The 24,357-nt window shown below is 62.9% G+C and carries 24 protein-coding genes; 10 read left to right on the top strand and 14 right to left on the bottom strand.

The annotated features are described in order from the left end of the window. Positions 1–15: 15 nt before the first annotated feature. Positions 16–978: a DMT family transporter gene (locus BOH68_RS05385; RefSeq protein ID WP_077372582.1), complete on the bottom strand. Its 963-nt coding sequence runs from the start codon at positions 976–978 to the stop codon at positions 16–18. A gap of 160 nt (positions 979–1,138) precedes the next feature. On the opposite strand from BOH68_RS05385, the gene BOH68_RS05380 reads away from it, so the two are divergent. Further along, entirely contained in the window at positions 1,139–2,782 is a 1,644-nt protein-coding gene (locus tag BOH68_RS05380) for an aminotransferase-like domain-containing protein (protein ID WP_170877349.1), read from the top strand. Here BOH68_RS05380 and BOH68_RS05375 read toward each other — a convergent pair. After that, the gene (locus BOH68_RS05375; protein ID WP_077372576.1) at positions 2,779–3,666 is read right to left on the bottom strand and encodes a carboxylate/amino acid/amine transporter; all 888 of its coding nucleotides are present in this window, start codon (positions 3,664–3,666) and stop codon (positions 2,779–2,781) included. The two genes, BOH68_RS05380 and BOH68_RS05375, sit on opposite strands and share 4 nt — an antisense overlap. 28 nt (positions 3,667–3,694) lie before the next feature. On the opposite strand from BOH68_RS05375, the gene BOH68_RS05370 reads away from it, so the two are divergent. Next, positions 3,695–4,219: a DUF6314 family protein gene (locus BOH68_RS05370; protein WP_077372573.1), complete on the top strand. Its 525-nt coding sequence runs from the start codon at positions 3,695–3,697 to the stop codon at positions 4,217–4,219. Positions 4,220–4,297: 78 nt separating this feature from the next. On the opposite strand, the gene BOH68_RS05365 is transcribed toward BOH68_RS05370, so the two are convergent. The 4 genes from BOH68_RS05365 to BOH68_RS05350 all read right to left on the bottom strand — a co-directional run bounded on the left by BOH68_RS05365 (position 4,298) and on the right by BOH68_RS05350 (position 7,564). After that, on the bottom strand, positions 4,298–4,981 hold the full coding sequence (locus BOH68_RS05365) for an alpha/beta hydrolase (protein ID WP_077372570.1): 684 nt from the start codon (positions 4,979–4,981) through the stop codon (positions 4,298–4,300). Between the two features lie 606 nt (positions 4,982–5,587). Further along, positions 5,588–6,349 carry a haloacid dehalogenase type II gene (locus tag BOH68_RS05360; RefSeq protein ID WP_077372568.1) on the bottom strand — a complete coding sequence of 254 codons (762 nt, stop codon included), beginning with the start codon at positions 6,347–6,349 and terminating at the stop codon, positions 5,588–5,590. Between the two features lie 424 nt (positions 6,350–6,773). Continuing rightward, on the bottom strand, positions 6,774–7,106 hold the full coding sequence (locus tag BOH68_RS05355) for a hypothetical protein (RefSeq protein ID WP_077372564.1): 333 nt from the start codon (positions 7,104–7,106) through the stop codon (positions 6,774–6,776). Positions 7,107–7,222: 116 nt separating this feature from the next. Then, positions 7,223–7,564 carry a hypothetical protein gene (locus BOH68_RS05350; RefSeq protein ID WP_077372561.1) on the bottom strand — a complete coding sequence of 114 codons (342 nt, stop codon included), beginning with the start codon at positions 7,562–7,564 and terminating at the stop codon, positions 7,223–7,225. A gap of 928 nt (positions 7,565–8,492) precedes the next feature. Between BOH68_RS05350 and BOH68_RS05345 the strand changes: the two genes are divergently transcribed. Together BOH68_RS05345 and brnQ are read left to right on the top strand one after the other, a co-directional pair. Beyond that, the gene (locus BOH68_RS05345; RefSeq protein WP_456821154.1) at positions 8,493–9,707 is read left to right on the top strand and encodes a DUF1853 family protein; all 1,215 of its coding nucleotides are present in this window, start codon (positions 8,493–8,495) and stop codon (positions 9,705–9,707) included. Between the two features lie 274 nt (positions 9,708–9,981). Further along, a complete protein-coding gene (brnQ, locus tag BOH68_RS05340; RefSeq protein WP_219815740.1) occupies positions 9,982–11,322 on the top strand; it encodes a branched-chain amino acid transport system II carrier protein in 1,341 nt (446 codons plus the stop codon). Between the two features lie 114 nt (positions 11,323–11,436). Here brnQ and BOH68_RS05335 read toward each other — a convergent pair whose 3' ends face one another. Next, a complete protein-coding gene (locus tag BOH68_RS05335) occupies positions 11,437–11,937 on the bottom strand; it encodes a gamma-glutamylcyclotransferase family protein (RefSeq protein WP_077372558.1) in 501 nt (166 codons plus the stop codon). Positions 11,938–11,965: 28 nt separating this feature from the next. Next, a complete protein-coding gene (locus BOH68_RS05330) occupies positions 11,966–12,331 on the bottom strand; it encodes a YqcC family protein (RefSeq protein ID WP_077372555.1) in 366 nt (121 codons plus the stop codon). 76 nt (positions 12,332–12,407) lie between these two features. Here BOH68_RS05330 and BOH68_RS05325 point away from each other — a divergent pair, with 76 nt between their 5' ends. Beyond that, entirely contained in the window at positions 12,408–14,396 is a 1,989-nt protein-coding gene (locus BOH68_RS05325) for a cation:proton antiporter domain-containing protein (protein WP_077372552.1), read from the top strand. Between the two features lie 137 nt (positions 14,397–14,533). Continuing rightward, positions 14,534–14,791, top strand: a complete 258-nt coding sequence (locus BOH68_RS05320) for a late competence development ComFB family protein (protein WP_170877348.1) — start codon at positions 14,534–14,536, stop codon at positions 14,789–14,791. A 193-nt stretch (positions 14,792–14,984) separates the two neighbouring features. Here BOH68_RS05320 and BOH68_RS05315 read toward each other — a convergent pair whose 3' ends face one another. The 3 genes from BOH68_RS05315 to BOH68_RS05305 form a co-directional block, all read right to left on the bottom strand. Next, entirely contained in the window at positions 14,985–15,749 is a 765-nt protein-coding gene (locus BOH68_RS05315; protein WP_077372546.1) for an amino acid ABC transporter ATP-binding protein, read from the bottom strand. After that, positions 15,746–16,420, bottom strand: coding sequence for an amino acid ABC transporter permease (locus tag BOH68_RS05310; RefSeq protein WP_077372544.1), 675 nt, complete (start codon positions 16,418–16,420; stop codon positions 15,746–15,748). Before BOH68_RS05310 ends, BOH68_RS05315 begins: the two co-directional genes overlap by 4 nt. 231 nt (positions 16,421–16,651) lie before the next feature. After that, entirely contained in the window at positions 16,652–17,386 is a 735-nt protein-coding gene (locus tag BOH68_RS05305) for an amino acid ABC transporter substrate-binding protein (RefSeq protein WP_103751385.1), read from the bottom strand. A gap of 764 nt (positions 17,387–18,150) precedes the next feature. Here BOH68_RS05305 and BOH68_RS05300 point away from each other — a divergent pair. From BOH68_RS05300 to BOH68_RS05285, 4 genes are all read left to right on the top strand, one after another. Beyond that, positions 18,151–19,269: a DUF3549 family protein gene (locus BOH68_RS05300; RefSeq protein ID WP_077372538.1), complete on the top strand. Its 1,119-nt coding sequence runs from the start codon at positions 18,151–18,153 to the stop codon at positions 19,267–19,269. 529 nt (positions 19,270–19,798) lie between these two features. Beyond that, a complete protein-coding gene (locus BOH68_RS05295; RefSeq protein WP_077372535.1) occupies positions 19,799–20,308 on the top strand; it encodes an ATP-dependent zinc protease family protein in 510 nt (169 codons plus the stop codon). Between the two features lie 151 nt (positions 20,309–20,459). Next, on the top strand, positions 20,460–21,368 hold the full coding sequence (gene rimK / locus BOH68_RS05290) for a 30S ribosomal protein S6--L-glutamate ligase (protein WP_077372532.1): 909 nt from the start codon (positions 20,460–20,462) through the stop codon (positions 21,366–21,368). A 211-nt stretch (positions 21,369–21,579) separates the two neighbouring features. Further along, positions 21,580–22,038, top strand: coding sequence for a hypothetical protein (locus BOH68_RS05285; protein WP_077372529.1), 459 nt, complete (start codon positions 21,580–21,582; stop codon positions 22,036–22,038). A gap of 111 nt (positions 22,039–22,149) precedes the next feature. Here BOH68_RS05285 and BOH68_RS05280 read toward each other — a convergent pair whose 3' ends face one another. The 3 genes from BOH68_RS05280 to sufT form a co-directional block, all read right to left on the bottom strand. Further along, positions 22,150–22,836 carry a SanA/YdcF family protein gene (locus BOH68_RS05280; protein WP_077372528.1) on the bottom strand — a complete coding sequence of 229 codons (687 nt, stop codon included), beginning with the start codon at positions 22,834–22,836 and terminating at the stop codon, positions 22,150–22,152. Positions 22,837–22,993: 157 nt separating this feature from the next. Then, a complete protein-coding gene (locus BOH68_RS05275; protein ID WP_077372525.1) occupies positions 22,994–23,599 on the bottom strand; it encodes a YceI family protein in 606 nt (201 codons plus the stop codon). Positions 23,600–23,765: 166 nt separating this feature from the next. Next, complete coding sequence (sufT, locus tag BOH68_RS05270) at positions 23,766–24,341, bottom strand: putative Fe-S cluster assembly protein SufT (protein WP_077372522.1); 576 nt, start codon at positions 24,339–24,341, stop codon at positions 23,766–23,768. Positions 24,342–24,357 lie beyond the last annotated feature (16 nt).

Below are 24,357 nucleotides of genomic sequence, written 5' to 3'. Positions count from 1 at the left end.
TGCTTTCAGGGCGAATCAGCGCGAGGCGGCCTGCCCGCTGCTCGGTGCCGACGTCTCGGGCGCTGACGGCGACGTGTCGTCAGCCGGCGCCCTGGCTACCTTGCCCGGACGGGGGCGATCCAGCACCAGTCCCAGCACGACCAGCGCCGCTCCCACCACCATCAAGGCGGTCCACTGCTCATCGAACAGCCACCAGGCCATCAGCGCGGCACACGGTGGCACCAGGAAGAAGGTACGTGCGACCTGGTGGGCCTCGCCACGTTCGAGCATCAGCATCAGCAACCAGATGGCACCCACCGAGATGGCGATCACCAGCCAGGCGAGGGTCAGCAGCAGACGAGACGTCGGGTCGAAGGCGAAGCTACCTACGCTGCTGGCTGCGATGAGGAAGACACAGCCCGCTCCCAGATACTGGAATACCAGCCCCTCCACCAGCCCCATCCGACCACCGACACGCTTCTGCCACAGCGTCGAGCTGGACACGCCGATGAGCGCCACCAGACACCACAGCAGGCCGATCATCGGCCACTCGAGCGTAGCGCTTGCGGCGCCTGCCCCCTGAAGCATGCCCGCCCCCAGCACCAGACTGACGCCAATCGCGCCACACCCCAGCCCCAGCCACTGCCTGGCGCCCAGACGGATACCGAACAGCGGCAGTGACAGCGCAGCCGTCACCAGAGGGTGCAGGCTGACCAGCAAGGCCGTCAGCCCCGCGGGCAGCCCGGCCTTGACCGCCGCGAACACGCCACCCAGATAGGCGCCGTGCAACAGCATGCCGATGCCCATCTGAGCCAGCTTGTCATGGCGCTGCCCCCACTGGCGCGGCTTGCGGCGTATCCACAGGATCAGCCCCAGCACCGGCAGTACCAGCAGGCTGCGCACCAGCAGCAGCGTGAAAGGCTCAGCATCCAGGGTGCCGAAACGTGCGGCGATGAACCCGGTGGCGAACAGGAAGACGAAGGTCAGCGGCATCCACATCAGATTGACTCCAGAGCACGAGAGGCGGGACCTCACTGTCCCGAGGAGCGCTCACACCGAGCGCGTCATGCATCGCCGGCGTGATGTGACATGAGCTTGCCGCGAAGGCACCAGGGGATACAAGATACAGAGAATGGCTTTTTCAGGGGATACAGTCCGCATGAGTGGCACTCAAGACCTTCCATCAACGCCGCGCTACCAACAGCTGGCGACGCGCTTGAAAGCCGAGATGGCCACGGGGCAACTCGTCCCCGGACAACGGCTGCCCTCATTGCGCCGCCAGGCGGCCCTGTCAGGACTGGGACTCAACAGCGTGATCCGCGCCTATGGTGAGCTGGAATCCGCCGGCTTCCTCGTGGCTGTCCCGCGCCGGGGATTTCAGGTCGCGGCCGCAGCGGCGCCTCCCTCTTCCGCCAGCCGCGATCACGATGCCGCCCCGTCACGCTGCACCCCTCTTGCCACTCCGTCACTGGCCATCGATGACCCGGCCTGGCAGGCCATGGCACATGCCAGCGACCCGGCGCTGGCTCCGCTGGGCGCGGCGCATCCCGAGCTGGATGCGCCCGCCGTGAGGCGCCTCTATCGGCTGGTGCGCCAGAAGCTCAAGCATCACGCCGAATCCCCCAGCGCCTACGCGCTGCCCCCGGGCTCCCCCGCCCTGCGCGAGGCCATTGCCTCTCACCTCAGCCACCATGGCCATCACTGTCACGGTGACACCCTGTTGCTGTGTCAGGGGGCTCAGCAAGGCATGTCGCTGATTCTCCGACAATGGCGCGCAAGCCGGGGACGCTGTCGCATCGGCATCGAGGCCCCCGGCTATTTCGGTGTACTTGCGGCGGTGGAAGCCAATGGTCACGAAGCCATTGCCCTGCCGACACATGCTGGAAGCGGACTGGATATCGAGGCATTGGCCAGACTGCTGGAGGAAGGAGAGGCAAGGCAGATGGACAGGCGGCAGACGTGTGCAGGCAAGACGCGGCCAGAGATGCCGCCCACGGCCGGGCACCGACACGGCAAGGCCGCCCTCGACGCGCTGATCGTCTCACCGGATTGCCACAACCCGCTGGGTGGCCAGCTGAGCCTGACGGATCGAGATCGCCTGCTCAAGCTGGCCCAACGCCACGGGGTACAGATCATCGAGAATGCCACCTTCGCGGAACTGAGCTTCGACACCCGCCTGCCCTGGCTGATGGACCTCCATCAGCGCCAGGCACCGTCACCGGCGCAGACAACGCTACTGGGACAGACAATATCACCGGAACAGGCACCCGGCGTGATCACGGTGGGCTCGCTGTCCAAGACGCTCGACCCGCGAGCACGCTGTGGCTGGGTGTGGCTCCCTCGGTCCGAAAGCGTGACGCCTGACGCCGAGCTGGGCATGCAGGGGCTGATTCGCGCACGCTGGGCCGATGGCATGGGCGACATGCCATGGATGCACGCCGCCCTCGCGGAGCTGATCGCCAGCGGCGATTACGGGCGCCATGTCCACCGCATGCGCCGCTGCTACGCGAAGCGCCTGCAACTGCTGCGCGAGACGCTTGCCTCTGCTCTCGGCGATGGCGTCTGGCTGCCCGGTGTCAGTGGTGGCTATCTGCAGTGGTGCGGCCTGCCGGGACTCGATGGCGCGGCCCTTTCCCGCCTGCACCGCGAGCTGCTCGAGGCTGGCATCGCCACTCTGCCCGGCTACCTGTTCAAGGCGGTCAGCCCCGGCCTGCGCCTCAATGCGGCCCAACTGCAGAACGATGAGACCCTCGCACGATTGACCACGACCCTGCGCAACGCGCTGCACGGAGCCGATGCCTAGCGAACGCTCTGCGCCTCACGCGCGCGCTGCTCACGCTGGCGCGCCCAGAACTGATTGATCAACAGCGCCAGCACGATGACCGCCCCGCCCAGCGCGAGACGCGGCAGGTCCGCGTCGCGATTCCAGATCAGCAGATTGACCAGCAGTCCCGCCGGTACCAGCGCATTGTTCATGATCGCCAGGGTACCGGCATCGACGCGCGTCGCTCCCTTGTTCCACAGGAAGTAGCCCATCCCGGACGCCACGATGCCCAACCAGCCCAGCACCACGAAGTGCACCGGCTGCGAAGGCAGCTTGTCGGTATTGCCGAACAGCAGGAACATCACGACCACCAGCGCCAGGGCGCCAAGATAGAACCAGCCGAACACATGACGGTGCGCGACACCTTCAGGCAGCTGGGGCGAGAGATGACGATAGGCGACCTGGCCGATGGCAAAGCACAGATTGGCCCCCTGAACGACGGCAAAGCCGAACCAGAAGCCCTCGGTGACCCCGTCGTAGCGAATGATCGCCGCACCGATGACCGCCACCATCGCCGTGAGCAGGTAGAATGGCGACAGCCGACGTTTCATCATGTCATCCAGGAGGGTGATGTAGATGGGCGTGAAGATCGTGAACAGCAGCACTTCCGGGACGGGCAACAGCAGGAAGGAGCGGTAGAAGAAGATGTACATCAGCCCCAGCTGCACCGCACCGATGGCCATCAGCTGCCAGCGGATGCGGCCACTGATCGCCCGTGGGCGCAGAAAGGGAGCAAAGATCAGGCTGGCCAGCACGATGCGTGTCAGCACGGCCAGATAGCTATCGACCTGACCGGACAGGTAGACGCCGATCAGGGAAAACGAGAAGGCCCACAGGGCCGTGACACCGATCAGGTAGGACATGACGAGTAAACCCGTTAGGCAGAGAAAGTTGACAGGCATTGTAACCCTCCACGCGCTGCTTGAGCAGATACGCCACCTGGAATTTTCGTCACGCTCGGGGCCTGCCTCACGCAACGCCTGGTCCGGCCATGGCAGCGGTGAGGTGCGCCTCGAGAAGGAGATGCCTGATGGGGCCGGCAGGACTGGTGCGGAAGTCTCGTGGGACATCCTCTTCAATGAACAGGGGCAGTTCCGACTGGAGGGCCAGGCCAGCAGTATCACGTTCCGCAATCGCTATCGCTGGCGACTGAGCCCCGACGGCACGGCCCTGTCACTGAGCCATGAGCGCCGCGGCCGCGATGCGGCGGTCTTCCTGTTCGACCTGATCGAGGCTCCCGCAGGCGATGGTGACCACTTCATCAGCCGCGAGGCACACCTGTGCATCGATGACCTCTATTCCGCCACCCTCGTCATCGTGCGCGATGCGGATGACAAGCCCTGCGGCTTCGACCTCGACTGGCGCATCACCGGCCCGCGCAAGGATGAACATCTCGCCTATCGCTATCGCTGCTGAACGTGACCCGCGCTGCCGGCACATGAAAACGCCGCTGACGAATCACTCCGTCAGCGGCGTTGTGGGACTGGCGGCCGATCAGGCCAGCAGGCGTGCCGTGAACCATTCGCCGATCGCTTCGATCTCCTCGAGACACACGGCGTGCGCCATCGGCCAGGTCTGCCATTCAAGCGGATGCCCGAGGGCGCGAGCACTCTCGGCGCCAGCCTCCCCCAGTGCCAGCGGCACGATGTCATCCTGGGTGCCGTGATGGACACTGATGGCCAGCCCCTGATTGGCGGCTGACGGCGTGATGGTCGCGCTGGTGGCGAAATAGGTGGAGAGCGCCAGCAACCCACCCAACGGCCGCTCACAGCTCAACGCCGCCTCGTAGACCACGGCACCGCCCTGAGAAAAGCCTGCCAGCAGGATGCGCTCACTGGCGATTCCCTGCGCGACCTGCTCCTCGATCAAGGCATGCACGTAAGCCGCGGACTCGCGCAGCTGCACTTCATCGACACGCCGCCCAAGATTCATCTCGAGAATGTCGTACCAGGCCGGCATGCGCATGCCGCCATTGACGGTCACGGCCAGCTCACGCGCGTGCGGGAAGACGAAACGTACGCCGTGATCCGCCGGCAATCCCAGCGCCGGCACCACGGGCACGAAATCACTGCCGTCCGCCCCCAGCCCATGCAACCAGATGACACAGGCATCCGCCTGGCCCTGAGGCTCGATGATCTGCGGACTACGGTGGCCATGCTGGGGTGATGCGTCGTTCATCTCTGCGCTCCTGTCTGGAAAAGGGGAATGCCGCCCAGCCTACCATTGACATTGGTTTCTGCCACCTGCGCTCCCCTCGCTCAGACCCCGACCGCGCGATGCAGCACGCCTGCTCGGCCTGCGCTCCCCCTCTTCTGGCGCGCCCTCACCATGACACTGCCTCTGGACGCGAGACATAAAAAAACCCGCCAATCGGGCGGGCAATGAATGTCGGGACAGCGACACCCAGGACAGGAAAGCGCTTGAGAAACCGTGCCTGCGGGGGGCTTTCTCAAGCACTCTGGGTCTTTCTGAGAAGCATCCTTCTCGAGATCGCCTGAGGACTGTCACGCCACCTCGATGCGACCTGTCAGCGCGCCATTCCATCATCACGCACCATCGATCAACATCAACGAAATACAGCGCATGACAGCGAACCACCATCACGAAATCTCGACAATATCGCCAGAATACTTGCGGATTATTCACGATGAATCTGCCAGGCGATGGGACCGTCAGCCTCCCGATTGACAGGATATGATTTCTGTCAAAGGAGATTCGCCAGCCCCACCGATACCGCGGACTTCAGGGTGACAGGATCTCGATAGCCCCCGCCAATCAAGGAAATTACTCCAGAATGTCGGCCAGTTCGTTCACATCCTTCACGACATGATCCGGCGCCTTTGACAGCGGGAAGAGTGCCTTGCCCGGGCGGGCGATGAAGGTGGTCTGCAAGCCCGCTTCCTTGGCACCCGCGACATCCCAACCATGTGCAGCGACCATCATGGCTTCTTCAGGTTCGACATCGAGCTTGTCCAGCACCCACTCATAGGAACGCAGGTCCGGCTTGTAGATCTGGATATCTTCAATGCTGTAGCGAGCATCAAAATACGGCAGCAGTCCCGCGTTCTCGAACTGGGCCTTGACGCCCTTGTTGGACGAGTTGGTCAGACTGACGATCTTGTAGCCTTCAGCCTTGAGCCTGGCCAGACCTTCCTTGACATCAGGGTGAGGCGGGAGTGTCAGCAACGGTGTGATGATGGCCTTCTTCGCCTGCTCATCCGTCAGTTCGACACCGTTGTTCTGCGCGACCACCAGCAACGAGGCGACACCGATCTGCCCGAAGTCGTGATAATCCCGGGTCACGGTAGACACCAGGGAGTAATGCAGCATGGTCGAGAACCACAGGGGCAGCAGGTCTTCTCTTCCCCCCAGTGCCTCACCGACCGAACTGCGCATCGAGGTCAGGTCCAACAGCGTTTCATTGACATCGAAGATGAGCACCTTGGGCTTATCGACGACATCATCCGCCATCGCATTCCCCGACATCAGGCCGATACCCAACAACACTGAACCTGCCACCTTCTTGAGTTTTCTGCGCACCATCATGGGTCTCCACTTGATCGATATCATGGCATCCGGCCTCGACATTTCCGGCATGCCGCTCGGCAATCAACAACGTTTAATCACCGTGACCCACCATGACACCTTTACCATGAACTGGCGATGAATCTTCGCGAAAAACGCGGGAAATATCTGCAATGATCCAGATGAATCATCCTTCCTTACGAGGACTGACTGGCTTGTCATTCTCGAGCACCCATCACGCCTTGCGCCCCAGAAATCGTCTCAAATCTGTCCAATGATACATCGCAGATATCAACATCCAACCGGCGTAAATTTTGGCAAGAATGCCTCACGAAGACTCAAGAAAATCCTCTAACACCTTGTCGACATCCAGCACATACCATGCGCAGAGACGACCCACCCGGTGGCGGTAGCCAAGACCATCCACCAATGCGATCCCCTGTCCTCAGACGCTTTCGCTCAGGGCATGCTGGACGCGGGTGGCGGAAACGCTCTTGCCGGCATCATTGACGTACTGGCGGGAATCACGAGTGATCTGCGCCTGCTGACCATTGACGCTCTGGCTGTTCAGCGCCTGCTCGACACGACTGGCCGCAACACTCTTGCCGGCGTCGTTGAGGTGCAGCGGCTGAGACGCTGCCTGCTGGGCCTGACCGTGGATCACGGATTCGCTGATGGTGGCGCGAACCTGCTGGTCGGCAACGCTATCAGCGTTGGCAACGCCTGCGGTGGTGACGGAGAGAACGGCGGCGGCGATGAGGGCGTTGAAGGTCTTCATGATATGACTCCTGGAAATGACACTGACGAAAGAGGTAGGGAAAGACAGAGTGCTTGAGAGCGACGCGCCGAGAGGCCGTGTCTTGAGACCCGTTGACGACTCAGCGTTGCGTCGACTCACACGTTGTCGCTGATGCACTGCTGGACTCGGCTGGCTGCGACACTCTTGCCCTGCTCGGAAACGGTGTCATTGGCCCGGGATACGGCAGCGGTCTGCTGGCCACGAATGTGCTCGGCATTGAGTGATTGCTCGACACGTCCGGCGGCAACGCTCATTCCAGTCTCCGCGAAGCTCTGCTGGCTGGTGGCTGCCGGCTGGGACTGGCCGATGATCTGCTGGCTGTTCAGCGCATTCTGGACGCGCAGAGCGGCAGGGCTGTCATCAGCGGCAAGGGCGGACGTGCTGGCAGTGGCGATGACGGCGGCGGCGATCAATGTCTTCAGTGTGGTGTTCTTCATGGTCTATCTCCTGGTCCTGGGTAGCGGATGATTCCGCGTGAAGTCGTTGTCAGCGAGTGAAGGATCTGGCGGGTAGCCCCTGTCCGGGCTCCGTCCTCCATTGGCTGTGGGTCGTGCTTCGCTTAGATAATTAACAGACTAATCTTTATTCCGCTTTCTAACTAGCCGTGCCATTGGAAGCTCACTGTTTCGTCTTGAGCAACAAATTCGCGGTAGGCTGTCGATTCCGGGGCCAGCATCTTCCGCGCGCCCCTCGAGATCGACAATTCATGTCAGAGTCATGAACAACTCTTGTATAACCATAATGGTGCAGAAACTTCCTGATTCCGTGCCGAGTCAGCCATCTGACTGACGCCTTGCCCTGGCAGAATCCTTCGGTTTTCGAGAGAAATCCCTGTCTCGAGACTCCCCTCGGGAAAACATGTCGCCAGCGGTGAAGTGTGTCGTCATGTTCTGATGAGACATACGCCAAGGCCTTGAGACTGGATGCAGTAGAAAGAGAAATAATGCGTTTATTTTTCTGTCGGCCAGCGACAGGAAGCCGGATAACTCCCTTGCAGAGCAGAGGATTGCTCACCCCGGTCGCCCGAATTGTTCCTCACCCACCGAGTACGCCGAAGGTCGCTTCCACCATCGCCGGGGGCCCTGGCTCAAGCACGCTGCCTGGCCGCGCTCGTCAGATGACGGCTCCGTCCTGGTCAGGTGACAAGGGGGCATTCAGACCTCAAGAGACACGCGCACGTTGCCTGCATCTTTTCTGCATGTTGCGTGCATCCTTCGTTGAACACGCCGAGAGACGTACAGCGCGTGAAGTACCGGCCTGACCATCACGGGTTGGTTCTCATGAGGAATCAATCCTCAAAGACAATGCCCTCGCCAACACCGTCAGCAGAGGTCGCGGGTCCCTCTGACACGAATGGCCGCGTGGGTGAGTGAGCGTTACACTGGCGACATGCCCAACCCGCCACCCATTCCTGACAATGACGCGCCTTTGCAGGCCCCTCCCACCCGCTGGCCAAAGACTGCCGGGCAGACCCTGCGTGGCGAATGCGAGCGCTATACGCATCCGCGCGTCAGGGATATCGCCTGGCTGTTGAGTGCCCCGGACCTGCTGACACTGCTCCCTTATCAGCGCCCGACTCTCGAGGCGTTGGGACTGGGCGACGACATCACTCGCCATCGCTGGCTGAGCGAGCTTGAGCAGGCCCCCGAGGCACTGGAATCCGCGGTGGATGAGCGTCGCCACCATCGGCTCGGTCTCTATCACGAGCTGCTGTGGCGGTTCGTGCTGGCCCACGCCCCGGGCAGCCGACTGTTGGCCCACAATCTCAGGATCATGGAAGGCAAGATCACGCTGGGCGAGCTGGACATGCTGTATCTGGCGGCAGGCGACACGACCCCCACCCACCTGGAAGTCGCGATCAAATTCTATCTGGGATTGCCACAAGGTCCGGGGCCGGCGGATGGCCTGGAGCGCTGGATCGGCCCGGGTGGCGCCGACAGTCTCGCCATCAAGACGCGACGCAGTCTTGCGCACCAGCTGCCACTGGCGCTCAGCGAGCGGGGGCAACAGACGATTCGTCAGGCGCTTGGTCTACCCGTGAGCGACGCCGCCGAGGCGACGGGAGACTCGGCCCCCGGGTGGCTCGCGGGCCAATGCCTGGCCATGCCCGGCGGTCTGTTTCGCCCCTGGCAGCCGGAGACACCTGCCGATGAGCAGCTGCCGCCACCGCGTCACTGCCATCCTTCAAGCGCGGCGCAGGCTGGCTGGTGGGTCCCCGTGAGCCAGTTTGCCGCCTTCTGCCAGAGCCTCGACAGCACCGCGATGGATACCGCGCCGCTGCTGGGGTGTCTCAGGGAAAAGCCCGCCTGGCTGGCCCCTCCCCCAGTGCAATCACTGATCGGGTGGCGCGAGCTGCAACTCTGGCTCGAGGACTATTTCGCGCCCTCTGACGGGGAAGCGAACCCGCCAACGGGCACTCCCCGGCAGACGCCGCCTCAGCATCCGCGTCAGCTATGGCTGGAACGCGCGCCGCACCGGCCCTTGGACTCGCGACACGAGGCCTCCTCTCAATGGCGGGTATTCGTGGTGCCGGATGGATGGCCTCACTTCATCCCGCTGCCCCCGGCTTCCCCCACCTGACGACTCACGTCGCGATCAGACCGGCAAGCGGACTGCTCGGGAGGGAGTACTCACTTTGTCTTGATGCGTGAAATCAACGATAATGCGCCGCGTCAGATTCAGGCGACTCACAGGTTGGCCTGTTTCTCGCCATGAGACGCGGGCTTCGCACTACCCCGCGAGCCCGAGTCTGCTGGTGACCTCACCCCTGTCGCTGGCCAACGGCTTCCCGGCAGCGTGTCGACTCCGACATCCTGCTGCCGCAACGCATCCGCTGAATCCGTAGGACGTCATCTTGAAAACACGACTTTCCAGCCTCGATATCGTGGCGCTGGGCTTCATGACATTTGCGCTCTTCCTCGGCGCTGGCAACATCATCTTCCCGCCTCAGGTAGGTCAGGGCGCAGGGGCCGAGTTCTGGCCAGCCGCACTCGGCTTTCTGACCACCGGTGTCGGCATGCCGCTGGCCGGAATCGTCGCGGTCGCCGTGATCGGCGGCGGGCTCGACAAGATCACCTCCCCGCTGCCCAAGTGGGCGGCAGCGGCCTTCGGCGTCGCCATCTACCTGTCCATCGGGCCGATGTTCGCCATCCCGCGTACCGGTACCGTCGCCTTCGAGATGGGCATGCGTCCGTTCATCGATATGACGCCCGAGTCAGGCCTGGCATTGCACTCGGTGGTGTTCTTCGGCATTGCCACCCTGATCGCCCTGAGCCCCGGCAAGCTGATGGACGTGGTCGGCAAGTGGCTGACTCCGCTGTTGATCGCGCTGCTGGCACTGATCGCGCTGTTCACCATCATCGACCCGCAGGGACCGCTGGGCCCGGTGAGCCCCGAGTGGGCCGAAGCGCCCTTCATGACCGGCTTCCAGCAGGGCTACCTGACCATGGATGCGCTGGCCTCGATGGTGTTCGGCATCCTGATCGTCTCGGCGATCAAGGCGCGTGGCATCACCGCCACCGCTGACGTGACGCGCTACACCCTGTGGGCCGGCGCGATCGCCGCGATCTGTCTGGCCGCCGTCTATCTGCCGCTGACCTACATGGGCGCCACCAGCCATGCTCTGGTGACGGAAGCCGCCAAGGGCGAACTGATTCCGGTCTACGTCGAGGCCTTGTTCGGGGATGCCGGCAAGCTGATCCTGGCGCTGGTCATCACTCTGGCGTGTCTGACCACCGCGGTGGGCCTGCTGACCTCCTGCGGCGAGTTCTTCCATCGCCTGCTGCCGAGCGTGCCCTACCGTCTGCTGGTGATCGTGATGGCCGTGGCCTCGGCGTTGATCGCCAACCTGGGCCTCTCGACCCTGATCAGCGTCTCGATTCCGGTACTGGTCACGCTCTATCCGCTGGTGCTGGTGCTGACGCTGCTCTCCTACCTGCGCCCGCGCCTGCATGATGCACCGCGCGTGTTCGCCTGGAGCCTGGGCCTGACCCTGCTGGTCAGCCTGCTCGATGGCTTCGAAGCCAGTGGCATCGATTCCCTGATGGCCATCTCGCACCGCATCGAGCCGCTGCTGCCGCTGGCCTCCATGAATCTGGGCTGGCTGGCACCTGCACTGGCGGGCCTGATCATCGGCATGCTGACCAGCCGTCGTGACCAGACGAATCTGGACCCGGTACTGACCGAGCAACGCTGAGCGCCCCTCGGCCCTCCCCTGGTGGCATGATGTTGCCAGGGCGTTGCCATGAAAAAGCCCGCCCCTCGTGATGAGGGGCGGGCTTTTTTCGTCACGGCTGTCGTCTCTGGCGTCTCAGCGCGGCGTGCTGCGTGACAGCCCCAGCCGTGCGAGGGTGTCATCATCCAGCGAGTGCACCGCTTCCACGTCTGCCAATGCCGTGAAATAGTCCGGGGTCAGGAAGTCACGCCCACCCAGCAGGTGCTCGAGATACTCACGGGCCGGCTTGAGTCCCTGACCGGTGCGCTCCGGCAAGGCGATGTACACCCAGGCCTCGATGACACCGTCACGTGTCACGATGGCATGACGAAAGCGCTCATATTCATGTGGGCGCCCCTCGTAGGGGTCCATCAGGGTGATCTGCTCAGGGTCGCGCAGCTCGTAGAGCACCCCTTCGACACGCTCACCCCGCGCCGGTTGCACATTGGCATGTGCGATCCCCGGAACACGCGACGCCTTGTCGAAACTCAGCCGATGCTCCTCCAGCCAGCCATGCAGGGCACGACGCGTGTCACCGATGCGTGCCGCGACACGCGCCGGATTCATGTTGCTTCCGTAGGCGAAGTAGTACGGCATACCCGTCTCCCGTGTGAACCGCGACGACTCAGTTGTCGGTGATCAGCGTATCGATCTCGCGCACGACTTCCGTCATCGCCACGCGGCGCTCCGGACGCGCATCCTTCAACCAGGCCTCGATGGCAGGCGCCACGTCACACTTCACCGGGAAGCTGCCACGTGCGTCACACAGTGCCTCGAGACGCGCGATGAACACGAAACGCAGCCACTGCCCCATGTCCATGCGGTCCACGCAGAAGGGCTCCACGCTCATGAAGGCCTCTGGGGTCGGTGTCTCCATGCGCCACAGATCCGCCGCCTTCATCGTCGCTTCCAGGCGTGCCAGCAGGTCACGCAATTCGTCATGCGCGTTGCCGGCGAGTTCGCCGTCCTGGGGTATTTCGGTCGAGTTCATGACACCTCCGTCAATTCATGCATGATGCGTTCACGGTATTATCCCGTTCATACGCTTGGAAGGCCAGGAGGGCCAGATGGCAGATAGCCTGTTCAATGACGTGATGATCCTGCTGGGGGCCTCGGTGGTCGCGGCGGCGCTGTTCCGACGCCTGCACCTGCCACCGGTACTGGCCTATCTGGCGGTGGGCTTTCTGGTCGGCCCGCATCTGGCAGGCTGGATAGGCCGTCCGGAAGAGCTGGCCTTTCTGTCGGAGTTCGGCCTGGTCTTTCTGTTGTTCTCGCTGGGATTGGAATTCTCGATGCCCCGCATGCGAGCCCTCAAGACCACCGTCTTCGGACTGGGAGCCTCCCAGGTGGTGGTCTGCAGCGGACTCTTCTGGGCGCTGGGCTGCGCACTGGGGCTGACCCCTGCCGCGGCGCTGGTCGCGGCCGGCGCACTGGGACTTTCTTCCACGGCCATCGTGACGCGGGAGCTGGCGCGCTGGAACGAGCTGGACAGCCCCCACGGCCATGCCGCGGTGGGAGTGTTGCTGTTTCAGGACCTTGCCGCCCTGCTGTTCCTGATCCTGATTCCGGCCATGGCGGGAGATGGCAGCCAGCTGCTCAGCGATCTGGGCGTGATGCTGGCCAAGGGCATCGGCCTGGTGGTGGTGATGATGGCCATCGGCAAATGGGTGCTGCCACTGGTCTTTCAGGAAGTCGCGCGCTCACGCTCGGAAGAGCTGTTCGTGCTCACCGTATTGCTGGTGGCCCTGTTCTCGGCCTGGCTGACCCATAGCCTGCACCTTTCGATGGCGCTCGGCGCCTTCCTGGCGGGCATGATGCTCGGTGAAAGCCATTACCGGCATCAGATTGAGGCGGACATCCGCCCGTTCCGGGACATCCTGCTGGGCCTGTTCTTCGTTTCGGTCGGCATGCTGCTCGACCCGCATGTCCTGCTGGCACAGTGGTACTGGGTGATGATCGGCGTGATCTGTCTGCTGACCACCAAGGCACTGTTGATCACGGGGCTTGCCAGACTCTCCGGACGACCACTGGATTCGGCCATGCGCACCGGCCTGGTGCTGTCACAGGGCGGAGAGTTCGGGTTTGCCCTGCTGGCACTGGCCAGTCAACAGCAGCTGATGGACACCGATACCGTGGGACTGGTGGTGGCGATCATCATCGGCTCGCTGGTCGTCACGCCCTCGCTCATTCGTCACAACCAGCATCTGTCGCAACGTGCCTGCCGCTCACATACTCTCACCCAGGAAAATCCGCACACCACGGCGCAGTTGAGCGAGGCCACGGCCCCGCTGCATGACCACGTCATCGTGTGCGGCTTCGGGCGTGTCGGTCAGACGGTCGGGCGCTTCCTGACCCAGGAGAAGCTCCAGTGGATCGCCATCGATGCCGACCCCATCCGCGTGCATGAAGCCGCCAGCGCGGGTGAACCGGTGGTCTTCGGTGATGCCCAGCGTCAGGACATTCTGCGCGCACTGGGCATCGAGCGCGCCCGCCAGGTGGTGATCACCGTCAACCAGCTGCCGCATGCACTGGCCATCCTGCATGCCATCCAGCCGTTGCAGCTCCCCGAGCTCAAGGTGCTGGTGCGCACCCAGGATGATGCCGACCTGGACACCTACAAGGCCGCCGGCGCGACCGAGGTGATCCCGGAGGTACTGGAAGGCTCATTGATGCTGGTCTCGCATGTGCTGGTCAATCTCGAGGTGCCATTTCGCCGTGTGGCGCGTTCGATACAGAAGGCCCGCGAGGCCCGCTACAGTCTGCTGCATGGCTACTTCCACGGCCAGCAGTCCCAGCTGACCGACAAGCGTGGCAACCCGCTGCTGAGACGCCATCCCGTGACCCTGACCGAGAGCACCTGGGCCTGTGAGCGCCGACTGGACGAGATCTCCCTGCCGGAGCGCAGCGGTATCCTGATCTCCCGCATCGTGCGCGCCAACGGGGACTGCATCGAGGAGCCCACCGGTGATCTTCGTCTCGCGTGTGGCGATACGCTGGTATTGTCCGGGCTGGCTGATCATATTGAAGAGGCAGAAGCGCGTCTGTTGTCGGGCTGAGGCTCTGTCCGCCGGACGGGCACAGGAGACCGGCCTTTCGACAGCAGGCAATGACCGCCTTCGTCACGTCACAAGGGAGACTCATCATGCACGGACAGCACGCAACGTCTTGCTCGACCCAGGGGAGCCCACAGTCGATGGGCGTCCACAATTACATGGAGCAGCTGGTGTTCGATGACATACGCCTGCATGCCACGGCCAGCGGCATGGATGGCGACAGCCGCGAGGATGTCGCCTGCATCGCGCTCAATCAGCTGGCACCGCGCTACATCCGTCATGATGTGGACATGGCCTTCTATATGACCCCTGCCGAACAGGAGCTGCTGGAAGAGCGTGTGGCCCTGGCTCTTGATGATGCGGTGGCCAGGGTGCACAGCATGCCGCGACGCAGCTAGTCGCCGCCCTCTTCTGCCCCGGGCGCATCCCCGCGATGCGCCCGGGCAATCACGATGCTCGCCATCAACCACGACGAGCCTCACCAACCACGACGAGCCTCACCAACCACGACGAGCCTCACCAACCACGACGGCCCACCTGCGCAGGCAGGTGGGCCGTCGTGATGAGGGTTGCCCTTGAGATGGCAGCCGCTCAGATACCTGCCGCTCCCTGCGGCGGGACTTCATCGAGCACCTTGCGCAGGAAGGCGCGGGTGCGGTCATCCTTCGGCGCGCTGAACAGCTGACTCGGTGGCCCCTGCTCGACGATACGCCCGCCTTCCATGAAGATGACGCGGTCAGCGACTTCCCGCGCAAACTGCATCTCGTGGGTGACCACGATCATGGTCTGACGCTCCACCGCCAGCTGCTTCATCAGCTCCAGCACTTCGTCGACCCATTCCGGGTCGAGCGCCGAGGTCGGCTCATCGAACAGGATGACCTCGGCCTGGGCCGCCATGGCACGCCCGATGCCGATTCGCTGCTGCTGTCCACCGGAAAGCGCCGCCGGGAAGGCATCCGCCTTCTCGCTCATGCCGATGCGCTCGAGAATCTCGCGGGCGCGTTGATGCGCCTTGGCCTTGGGCCAGCCATTGACGACGATCAGGCCCTCGGCAATGTTCTCAAGCGCCGTCTTGTTGGCGAACAGCGCATAGTTCTGGAACACGAAGGCGCTGTTGCGACGCAGGGCAAGAATGTCATGACGACTGGCGCGTGTGGCCGCGACCTTGTGCTCGCCGATCTGGATTTCCCCGTCATCGGGTTGTTCCAGGAAGTTGATGCAACGCAGCAAGGTGGACTTGCCGGTACCCGACGGGCCGATGACGACGATGATCTCGCCCTGCTTCACTTCCAGCGTGATGCCATCGAGTACGGCCTGCCCGCCGAATTTCTTGATCAGATTTCTGACTGCAATCATCGCTGATAGGCCTTGTTGAGACGTTTCTCCATCCAGCGCTGCACGAAGGACAGCCCTTCCACCATCACCCAGTAGACGATGGCCACCATGATGAAGGATTCAAAGTACAGGAAGCTGCTGGCCGCTTCCTTCTGGGTCGCGCCCATCAGTTCGGTCACCCCCAGCGTGAAGGCCAGCGACGTGGACTTGATCATGTCCACGAAGTAGTTCATCAGCGTGGGAGCCGCCACACGGGCTGCCTGTGGCAGCACGATGCGACGCATCAACTGGACATTGGTCATGCCGATGGACAGCGCCGCCTCGGTCTGGCTGCGATCGACGCCGACGATGGCCGCACGGATCGACTCGGCCATGTAGGCAGAGAAGTGCAGCGTCAGGCCCAGAATCGTCGCGGTCACGCCATCGATCTGGGTGAGGAACGACATCACCTGCGGCAGGCCGTAGTAGAACAGGAACAGCTGCACCAGCAGCGGCGTACCGCGGAAGAAGGAGATGAACACCACGGTCAGCGCGTTGAGCACCGGCACCTTCAGCACCCGCACTACCGCCAACAGCGAGGCCAGTACCAGCGCGGCCACCATGCCGATACAGGCCATCTTGAGTGTCAGTGGCAGGTATTTGAGCATGACCGGCAGCAGGCCAAGCATGTAATCGATATTGAGAGTATCCATTCGTTATCCGGACAGGCTGAGGGCTTGGCTGAGAGTCTCACGGAAGACGCCCATCGACGTGATGACGGCAATATCCCGGCGACACGTGGAGCATCATCACGGCAACGGGGTGACGGTTGTGCCGTCACCCCGTTTGCTCACGACATCGATTGACGCGCCTGCACGTGACACACCGTCATGCGTCAGGCTCGTCCACGGGTGCCCCCTGTATCAGGGCGCGCCCGTCAATGTTCAAGGCGTGGTGATGTCATTGCCGAACCACTTGTTGGAAATCTCGGCCAGACGACCATTTTCCTTGAGCTCGGTCAGCGCGGCATCCACCGCGTCACGCTTGGCTTCACCCTCGGCATCCTTGCGGAATGGCAGCGCGTTCTCGAGACGTGAGAACGGCGTGCCTGCCAGCTCCAGCGGCAACGGTGTCTTCTGGATCACCTGGCTTGCGCTGACGCGGTCCATCACGAAGGCATCGACACGGCCCAGGGCGGTGTCCTGCTCGATGTTGGATTCATAGGTCTTGATGTCGATCTGGTCGGCGTACGGCAGCTCCTTCATCAGCGCTTCGTAGTTGGACCCCAGATTGACCGCCACGCTGTGCCCCTTGAGGGACTCGACGCCGGTGATCTCGTCATTGCCACGACGCTTGACCACTTGCGCCCCGTCATAGACGTACGGCTGGGTGAAGGCGAACTTGGCCTTGCGCGCATCGGTGATGGTGATCTGGTTGGCCACGGTATCGATACGACCCGCTTCCAGTGCACCGATCAGACCGGAGAAGCTCATGGTGACGAATTCGACATCGTCGCCGGTGATCTCGCCCACGGCATTCAGGACATCCACCTCAAAGCCCTGCAGCTTGTCCTGCTTGACGAAGGTGAACGGGAAGTAGCCTCCGGACATGCCGACCTTCAGGGTGTCGGCGTGAGCGGCCAGGCTGCCCATGGCAGCAGCCCCCAATGCCGCCGCCATCACGGTGCCCTTGAGAGCAGTGGAAGAGAAGACGGCAGCAAGTGAACGTGAATGGCGCATCGGAAATCCTCGATGGTGGCAGACTTATGCGGGCAGGGCATGTGTCGAAGTGCAGACGTCATCCACCGTCCCACACGCAGCGAGCACATGACAGCAACGAATCAGGCATAAGCGACAGCATTTATATGTGATTTAGTTTTATAGAATAACGAGCCTGTCGCGCATTCCCAAACATTTCCTCCACTTTGGTAAGAACGAAAAGGAATAACGCTACATGCGCGAGCAATGATGAGATTCTAGCATGCCTGCCCCTGCTGACCAGCCATGCGCCGAGGCGTCCCGGCGGGCGCAACGACCGCTGACACTCGGATTGAGTGTGCCCTCTCAAGAGCACGCCACCGGGTAGCGGCTAACGATGACAGCCTGAGGTCATCAGGATGACAGTTATTCACGTCTTCCGTGGACGATACTGTGGATAACCTTGTGCTTCCTCGCTGCAAGCCGCGCCAGACCTGGGCAGGAGAAAATTGATCAAATTTTCATCAGCGAGTCACCAGGACGTCTCCCAACGGCCCCATAGCCGGCAATCCTTCTGCAATCAAGGTGTTGCGACAATGCGCGATAGCCTTCGCGGGTGGCATGCCAAGAGGCGAATCGCTAAAGTCTCAGCCATTCTTGGCGTATCCTTGCCGATATCACGCCCAATCTCAGGTCGTCCCGGACGCGTACTGCGTCCGGGGAGCCCAACCGCAGCGGTGAGCCTCATGACTCCACTCTCCTCCCTGAGCAACTTCTTCCAGCGCACCGGTGCTGACGTGCACCTTTATCATCTGGGGCGCATCCTGTCCCCCTTGAGCCTTGAAGAGCTGGAAGCCTTCGAGACCCAGCAACAGCCGTGGTCGCAACCTTTCAAGGGACAGGCCCGGCTGGCGTGCGTCTTCCGACCCGCCGGCATCGACGATCCACTGGTGTGGTTTCTGGCCCTGCCGCTGGATGAAGAAGGCCGGCTTTCTCCGCCGCAACGAGATGCATTCCTCGAACGCCTGCTGACCACACTCGGCCAGACGGCACTGAGCGTCGGTCGTTCTGACCTGTTGCAGGCCGAGGCAGGCAAGATCGACAACCTGATGCAGGACAATCCCCTGGCCTTCACTCCAGATGACAGCCTGCGCGCCATGCTGCATGCCCGCGCCAGCATCGACTGTGATCGCCCTGCCAGCCAGTACTATGAACAGGCGGAACGCTATCTCGCCGCGCAACTGCCCCTTGATGACTGGCCCAGCGTTGGCCTGCAGGGCATCGCCGATGGGCTGACGCGTCGCGGTGAGTTCACCAATGAACTTGCCGAGGCGATGATCGAACGGATCGGCTATCTTCCCGACACGCCGCTGCGCGCGCTCGCCCTGTGCTTGGAGCAGGCTCCCCCGGCCCATCCGCAGCTGGCCAGTCCGCTGACGGACAGCCTGGAGGCGGAGCTGCTCGACAGTCTGATTCGCCGCGGTCAGACGGCACGGGAGCTGGGAGACCTGGAAACCCTGTGCGCCTGCCTGCGTGCAGCGGCTGCCAGCCCCCTGCCAGCGGCTGCCGAATGGCTGGATACGCTATTGGCGGACGAGAACGCCGCCAGCGTGGATGTGCTGGTCGCGATCGCCGCACGCGGTTATGCCCATCTGGAAGATGCCGAGCGCCTGCCGACCTTCCTCGTGCGACTGGCCAACTGCCCGCAAGCCAGCTTCCAGGCTCTCGCCCGTGATCTGGCGCTGATTCCGCGTCTGCGTCTGCCGGTACTGATGACGCTGCGCAACGCCGAACCCGACAGCGCCCTGGGGCTCGCCCTGGCGTCGCTCACCGGCCGGACGGTGGCGCCGACGCAACGCCACTGAAGCCTCTGAGCCTCTCAGCCTCTGAATTACTGAGCCACTGAGCCAGCCCTGCCATCAGGACCCGCCGCCCTCGCCGGCCCTGATGGCCCCCCTGCCGGCCCGTCCTGGCCAATCTCTCCTCACGGCTCGTGCCCGGCACTGCGCCACGTACCTCGTTCGGCCCCAGGCCCAGCCCTATGCCTAGCTCTAGGCCCAGCACCTTGCCCGGTGGACGCCAGCGCAAGCGACAGGTGAGCATCACAGTCCTTGAGATCATGCGCATAACCCACGACACTTGGGAGAGGCCTGATCATCGTGCGCGAGAACTGCCCGGTGAAAGCGCTCTGCAAGGCGCCAGGCACGGAAGCGGCGCTGCTCGCAGCCAAAGATATGCCAACAAGGATTGCTGCTGATACGGTAAGTGACTATGCTGCGCGCCCGTCTGGTCGCAATCCCGCTGTCTGCCACGCGCCATTGCGATCACCACGGTGCCTTTCATGCCGTGACCCGACCTCCAGGCCAGGTCATGCCCTCTGATTCAGGATGAAACATGCCGCATTCCAAGACCCCTGCTCGTCATCACGCTCACAAGGCACCGCCTCTGGATCTCAGATCCCTGAACCACGATCTGCTCGGCTTTCGGCCGCGAGCCGTCGTCGGGCGGCGTGAACTGATCGAGCTGCCGGAGCTGCATCTGCACCTCAACGCCAAGATCGACACTGGCGCGCACTCGAGCGCACTGCACGCAGAGAACATCGAGGTCTTCGAGAAGGATGAAGACCTGTGGGTACGCTTCATCACGCGCAGTGGCGGCAGTGATTCTCCGCCCCATGATGTCGAGACACGGGTCCACGACCGGCGTCGGGTCAGGTCTTCCAACGGTCAGGCACAGTGGCGCTACGTGATTCGCTCCCGCATGCAGCTCGCCGGGCTCGACTACGACATCGACATGACACTGGTCGATCGCTCCCAGATGCGCCACCCCATCCTGCTGGGGCGCCGTGCACTGCGTCGCCTGCTGGTGGCACCGGGTGCCGCCTATCTGCATGGCGAGCCCTGACGACCTTCACATTGCGCAAGACTCGCCCCCGGCATGACTCGAACGGGCACGACGCCTTCGCGGCGCTCGCGCAAGACACCTCCTGACGCACCTCTTTCATCCTTTCGCCACCTTCTCATTCCTGACGGCCCTTTCGGCTCTGGAGGATTTCATGCATATCGGTATCCTGTCGCGCAATTCCCGCCTCTACTCCACTCGCCGCCTGATCGAGGCAGCCGAAGCCCGCGGGCATACCGCACGCGTCGTGGACACGCTGCGCTGCTACATGAACATCGCCTCGCACCGCCCCTCCATCCATTACAAGGGTGCCGAGATCGAGCATTTCGACGCCGTGGTGCCGCGCATCGGCGCCTCCGTCACCTTCTATGGCTGTGCGGTACTGCGCCAGTTCGAGATGATGGGTACCTACGTGGTCAACGACTCCGTGGCCATCGCGCGCTCGCGTGACAAGCTGCGCTCGCTGCAGCTGCTGTCTCGCAAGGGACTGGGCCTGCCGGTCACCGGCTTCGCTCACTCCCCCGATGACATCCCCGACCTGATCACCATGGTCAAGGGCGCGCCGCTGGTCATCAAGCTGCTGGAAGGCACCCAGGGCATCGGGGTGGTACTCGCCGAGACCAATCAGGCCGCCGAGAGCGTGATCCAGGCCTTCATGGGCATGAAAGCCAACATCATGGTGCAGGAATACATCAAGGAAGCGCGCGGCGCCGACATCCGCTGCCTGGTGGTGGGTGACAAGGTGGTGGCGTCCATGAAACGTCAGGCGGCTGATGGCGAGTTCCGCTCCAACCTGCATCGTGGCGGCACCGCGAGCGAGATTCGCATCACGCCGGAAGAGCGCTCCACCGCCATCCGCGCCGCCAAGGCCATGGGCCTGGCCGTCGCCGGTGTCGACCTGCTGCGCGCCAACCATGGTCCGGTGATCATGGAAGTGAACTCCTCACCGGGTCTGCAGGGCATTGAAACGGCAACCGGCAAGGACATCGCGGGGATGATCATCGACCACATCGCCAAGTCCGCCGCACCCGCCAGGAAGATCCCGCCCAAGCCCAAGGGGTGAAATGCCGCCGGCTTGCCAGAGCATTCTGGGAGACATGACGCTGATCACGGACAGCCGTGACACTGTCGGACGTCACGATAACGTCATCGAACTGTCGTAAAATGAGTGGATTGACGCTACGGGAAGAAATATCAGGACTTTCTGCACATCAGGGGTAGAAAAACACTGTTTTCACCCGCACAATCTCTCCTGACGGAGGAGGTGACCGCCCATGTTTCTCGACAATCGCCAGGTGGCGATGGATAGCGTCCAGGAAGCCCTGGCAGACAGTCTTGATTATTTCGAGGACAACGCCGAACGGCTGCGTCCCGGGCTGCTGAAGGCCTTTGAACCCTTCTATGCCCGGCGCGTGGAGCTCAAGCAGGCGCTGGAAGTCGAGACGCGCAAGCATCTGAGCCTGATGCCGCGAGACGCTGATGTCGAGCGTGATGACTACATGTGGCTGTGGAGTCGCCTGAAGAGCATCGTCAGCAACGACAATCAGGTTCTGATCAACGAACTGCTCGAACAGGAGCGCGTGCTGATGCAGGCCTGCTCGACGGCCTTCACGCATCCTCTCCCGGACAGCATGGAGAAGGTGCTGGAAGCGTGCTTCCACAACTGCCGCCAATTGATTCGCGAGCTCTATCGTCACCAGACCGGCATCGCGGCACGCCGCCGCGCCGGCTGACCTCGGGGCCGCTCAGCGGAAAAAGCCTCGAGCAGACACGAAAAGCCCCCGCTTCCTATCGGAAGACGGGGGCTTTTCGTGTTGGCCGGCCGGTACGCTGAGCCGCTGTCGTCAACTGCCTGACACGGCCGGTACGTCGGGCAATACCGGTGTCGGCAGTCGCTCCGCCGGCCCCAGGAAACGCGGCTTGCGGCCCCACAGGTAAAGATCCCCCACCGTGGCGGCACGCGCCAGCCATTCGCGCAGCATCAGCCGCAGCCCCGCAGGCCGACGCTCGGAAACCGCCGGACAGCCGACGGCATCCAACCCCAGCACGTCAGCGATGAACAGTGCCCGTGGCAGATGCCAGGGCTGCGTGACCAGCACCGCCTGATCGACACCGAAGACCTTGTGCGCACGCACCAGCGTATCGAAGGTCGAGAATCCGGCGTAATCCAGCGTCATGAACTGCTGTGGCACATTGCGATCACGCAGGTCACGCCACATGGTCATCGGCTCATTGTAATAACGCGTACGATTGTCCCCTGACAGCAGCAGGTTGCTCACTCGATGCAGCCGGTAGAGCTGGGCTGCGGTGTCGAGACGAGCCTGATAGTGCGGGTTGCGTCCTCCGCCCACCAGGCCATGGGAGGTCCCGAAGACGATTCCCACTTCACGGCTTTCGCAGGTCAGCGGGGAAGACGCGATGCGATCACGGGTCGACATCACGACCCAGAGATTGAGCCCGACCACTATCATCAGGCTCACGACCAACAGGCCAATCATGGCCATCACGGCCCGCTTGATCACTCGTCGCATCTGCTCCCCGTACCCATCCTTGCCTGTCACTACCGAATATCGCCATTCACTGCATCATGCAAGCATGAGCGCCCAGCCTACCCAAGCCATGCACACGACACCAGCGAGATACGCCTGCAGGCTCGAAGCCACGGGGTCAGGGCAGACGCCTGTCGGCTCACTCTTCCTGGGTCATGATCGCCTTGACGCTGACCGGCACCTGGGTCGCGATGTTGCCCAGTCCCGCCAGGTCACGCAGGGTACGGATGCCATCCACCAGCGAGAACTGGCTGGCATCGACCATCACCGGCACGTCCGTCTGCACCAGCCAGCGCTCCCCCTGCAGACGTGTCACCTGCAGGCTCACCGGCAGGGTCTGGGTGCTGTCATGCAGCGTCAGCTGCCCTTCCAGGCTGACATGCTGGGTATCGCCCGGCTCCATGACCTTGAGCGTCGGCATGTCCAGTGACGCGGTCAGCACGGCCAGGGGATAGTCACCGGCCTCAAAGAGTTTCTCGCTGACACGCTGATCACGGATCTCGATACCGGTATCGGCGGAGTCCAGGTCGATCTCGACCGACAACTGGCCCGCATCATTGACGCGAGCACGCCAGGAATCGAAGGCGTGCTGCTCGACGGTGCTGGCACCGTCCTTGCTCATCTTGGTGGACTGGAAATTCAGTTGCGAGGCATCGCTGTCCAGTGTCCATGACGCCTGTGCACTGACGGCAGTACTCATGATCAGGCTGGCGGTCAGGACACGTAAGGCTGTCGGGTAGCGCATTGGGATATTCCTTGCTGGCAGAGAATCACGATCTTCGACGCCACATGACGCAACGACGGCGCCATGGTGCAGTCCTTGGCACGGCTTGGAAAGCGGTTGGCGCGAGAGGTTCCGTCAAGACGGCCGTGCCGCCCGTTGCGCGATTGCGCCCGAGCGACACGCAGCGTCAGAACATGCCAAGTTCCAGGCGCGCCTCTTCACTCATCATCTCCCGCGACCAGGGGGGCGAGAACACGATCTCGACGTGAACCTTGGAGACATCCTCCGCGCCCAGGATCTTGCGCTTGGCATCCTCGGCGATCACGTTGCCCATGCCGCAGCCCGGCGCCGTCAGCGTCATCTTCAGATTGACCATCTTCTCGCCGCTGATCAGGGTGTCGATACGACAGCCATAGACCAGCCCGAGCTCGACGATGTCCACCGGGATCTCGGGGTCGAAACAGGTGCGCAGCTGCGCCCAGACGAAGGCCTCTATCTCGGCGTCGCTCTGCCCGGCCGGCAGATGCGGGCGCGGCACGGCGTCCAGTCCCAGTGCATCGAGGCTGAAGCTCTCGATCAGGTACATGCGGCCCTCGTACGCCACGCTGACGGTGCCGCCCTTGGCCTGCATGACTTCGACCACCGAGTCCTCATGCAGGGTCACCGACTTGCCGAAGGGTACCGAGATACCTTCCACGTCACGCTGCAACGGCATCTTCTGGCCCTTGCCGAGGCTGGCCAGCTGGTCTTCAGTGTGGCTCATGCCCTCTCCTTGCCGA

The sequence above is a fragment of the Cobetia sp. MM1IDA2H-1 genome, from assembly GCF_002916775.2.
In the GTDB taxonomy this organism is placed as follows: domain Bacteria; phylum Pseudomonadota; class Gammaproteobacteria; order Pseudomonadales; family Halomonadaceae; genus Cobetia; species Cobetia marina.
The sequence above is the reverse complement of the archived record's forward strand: the minus strand, read 5'-3'. Positions and strand labels throughout refer to the sequence as shown.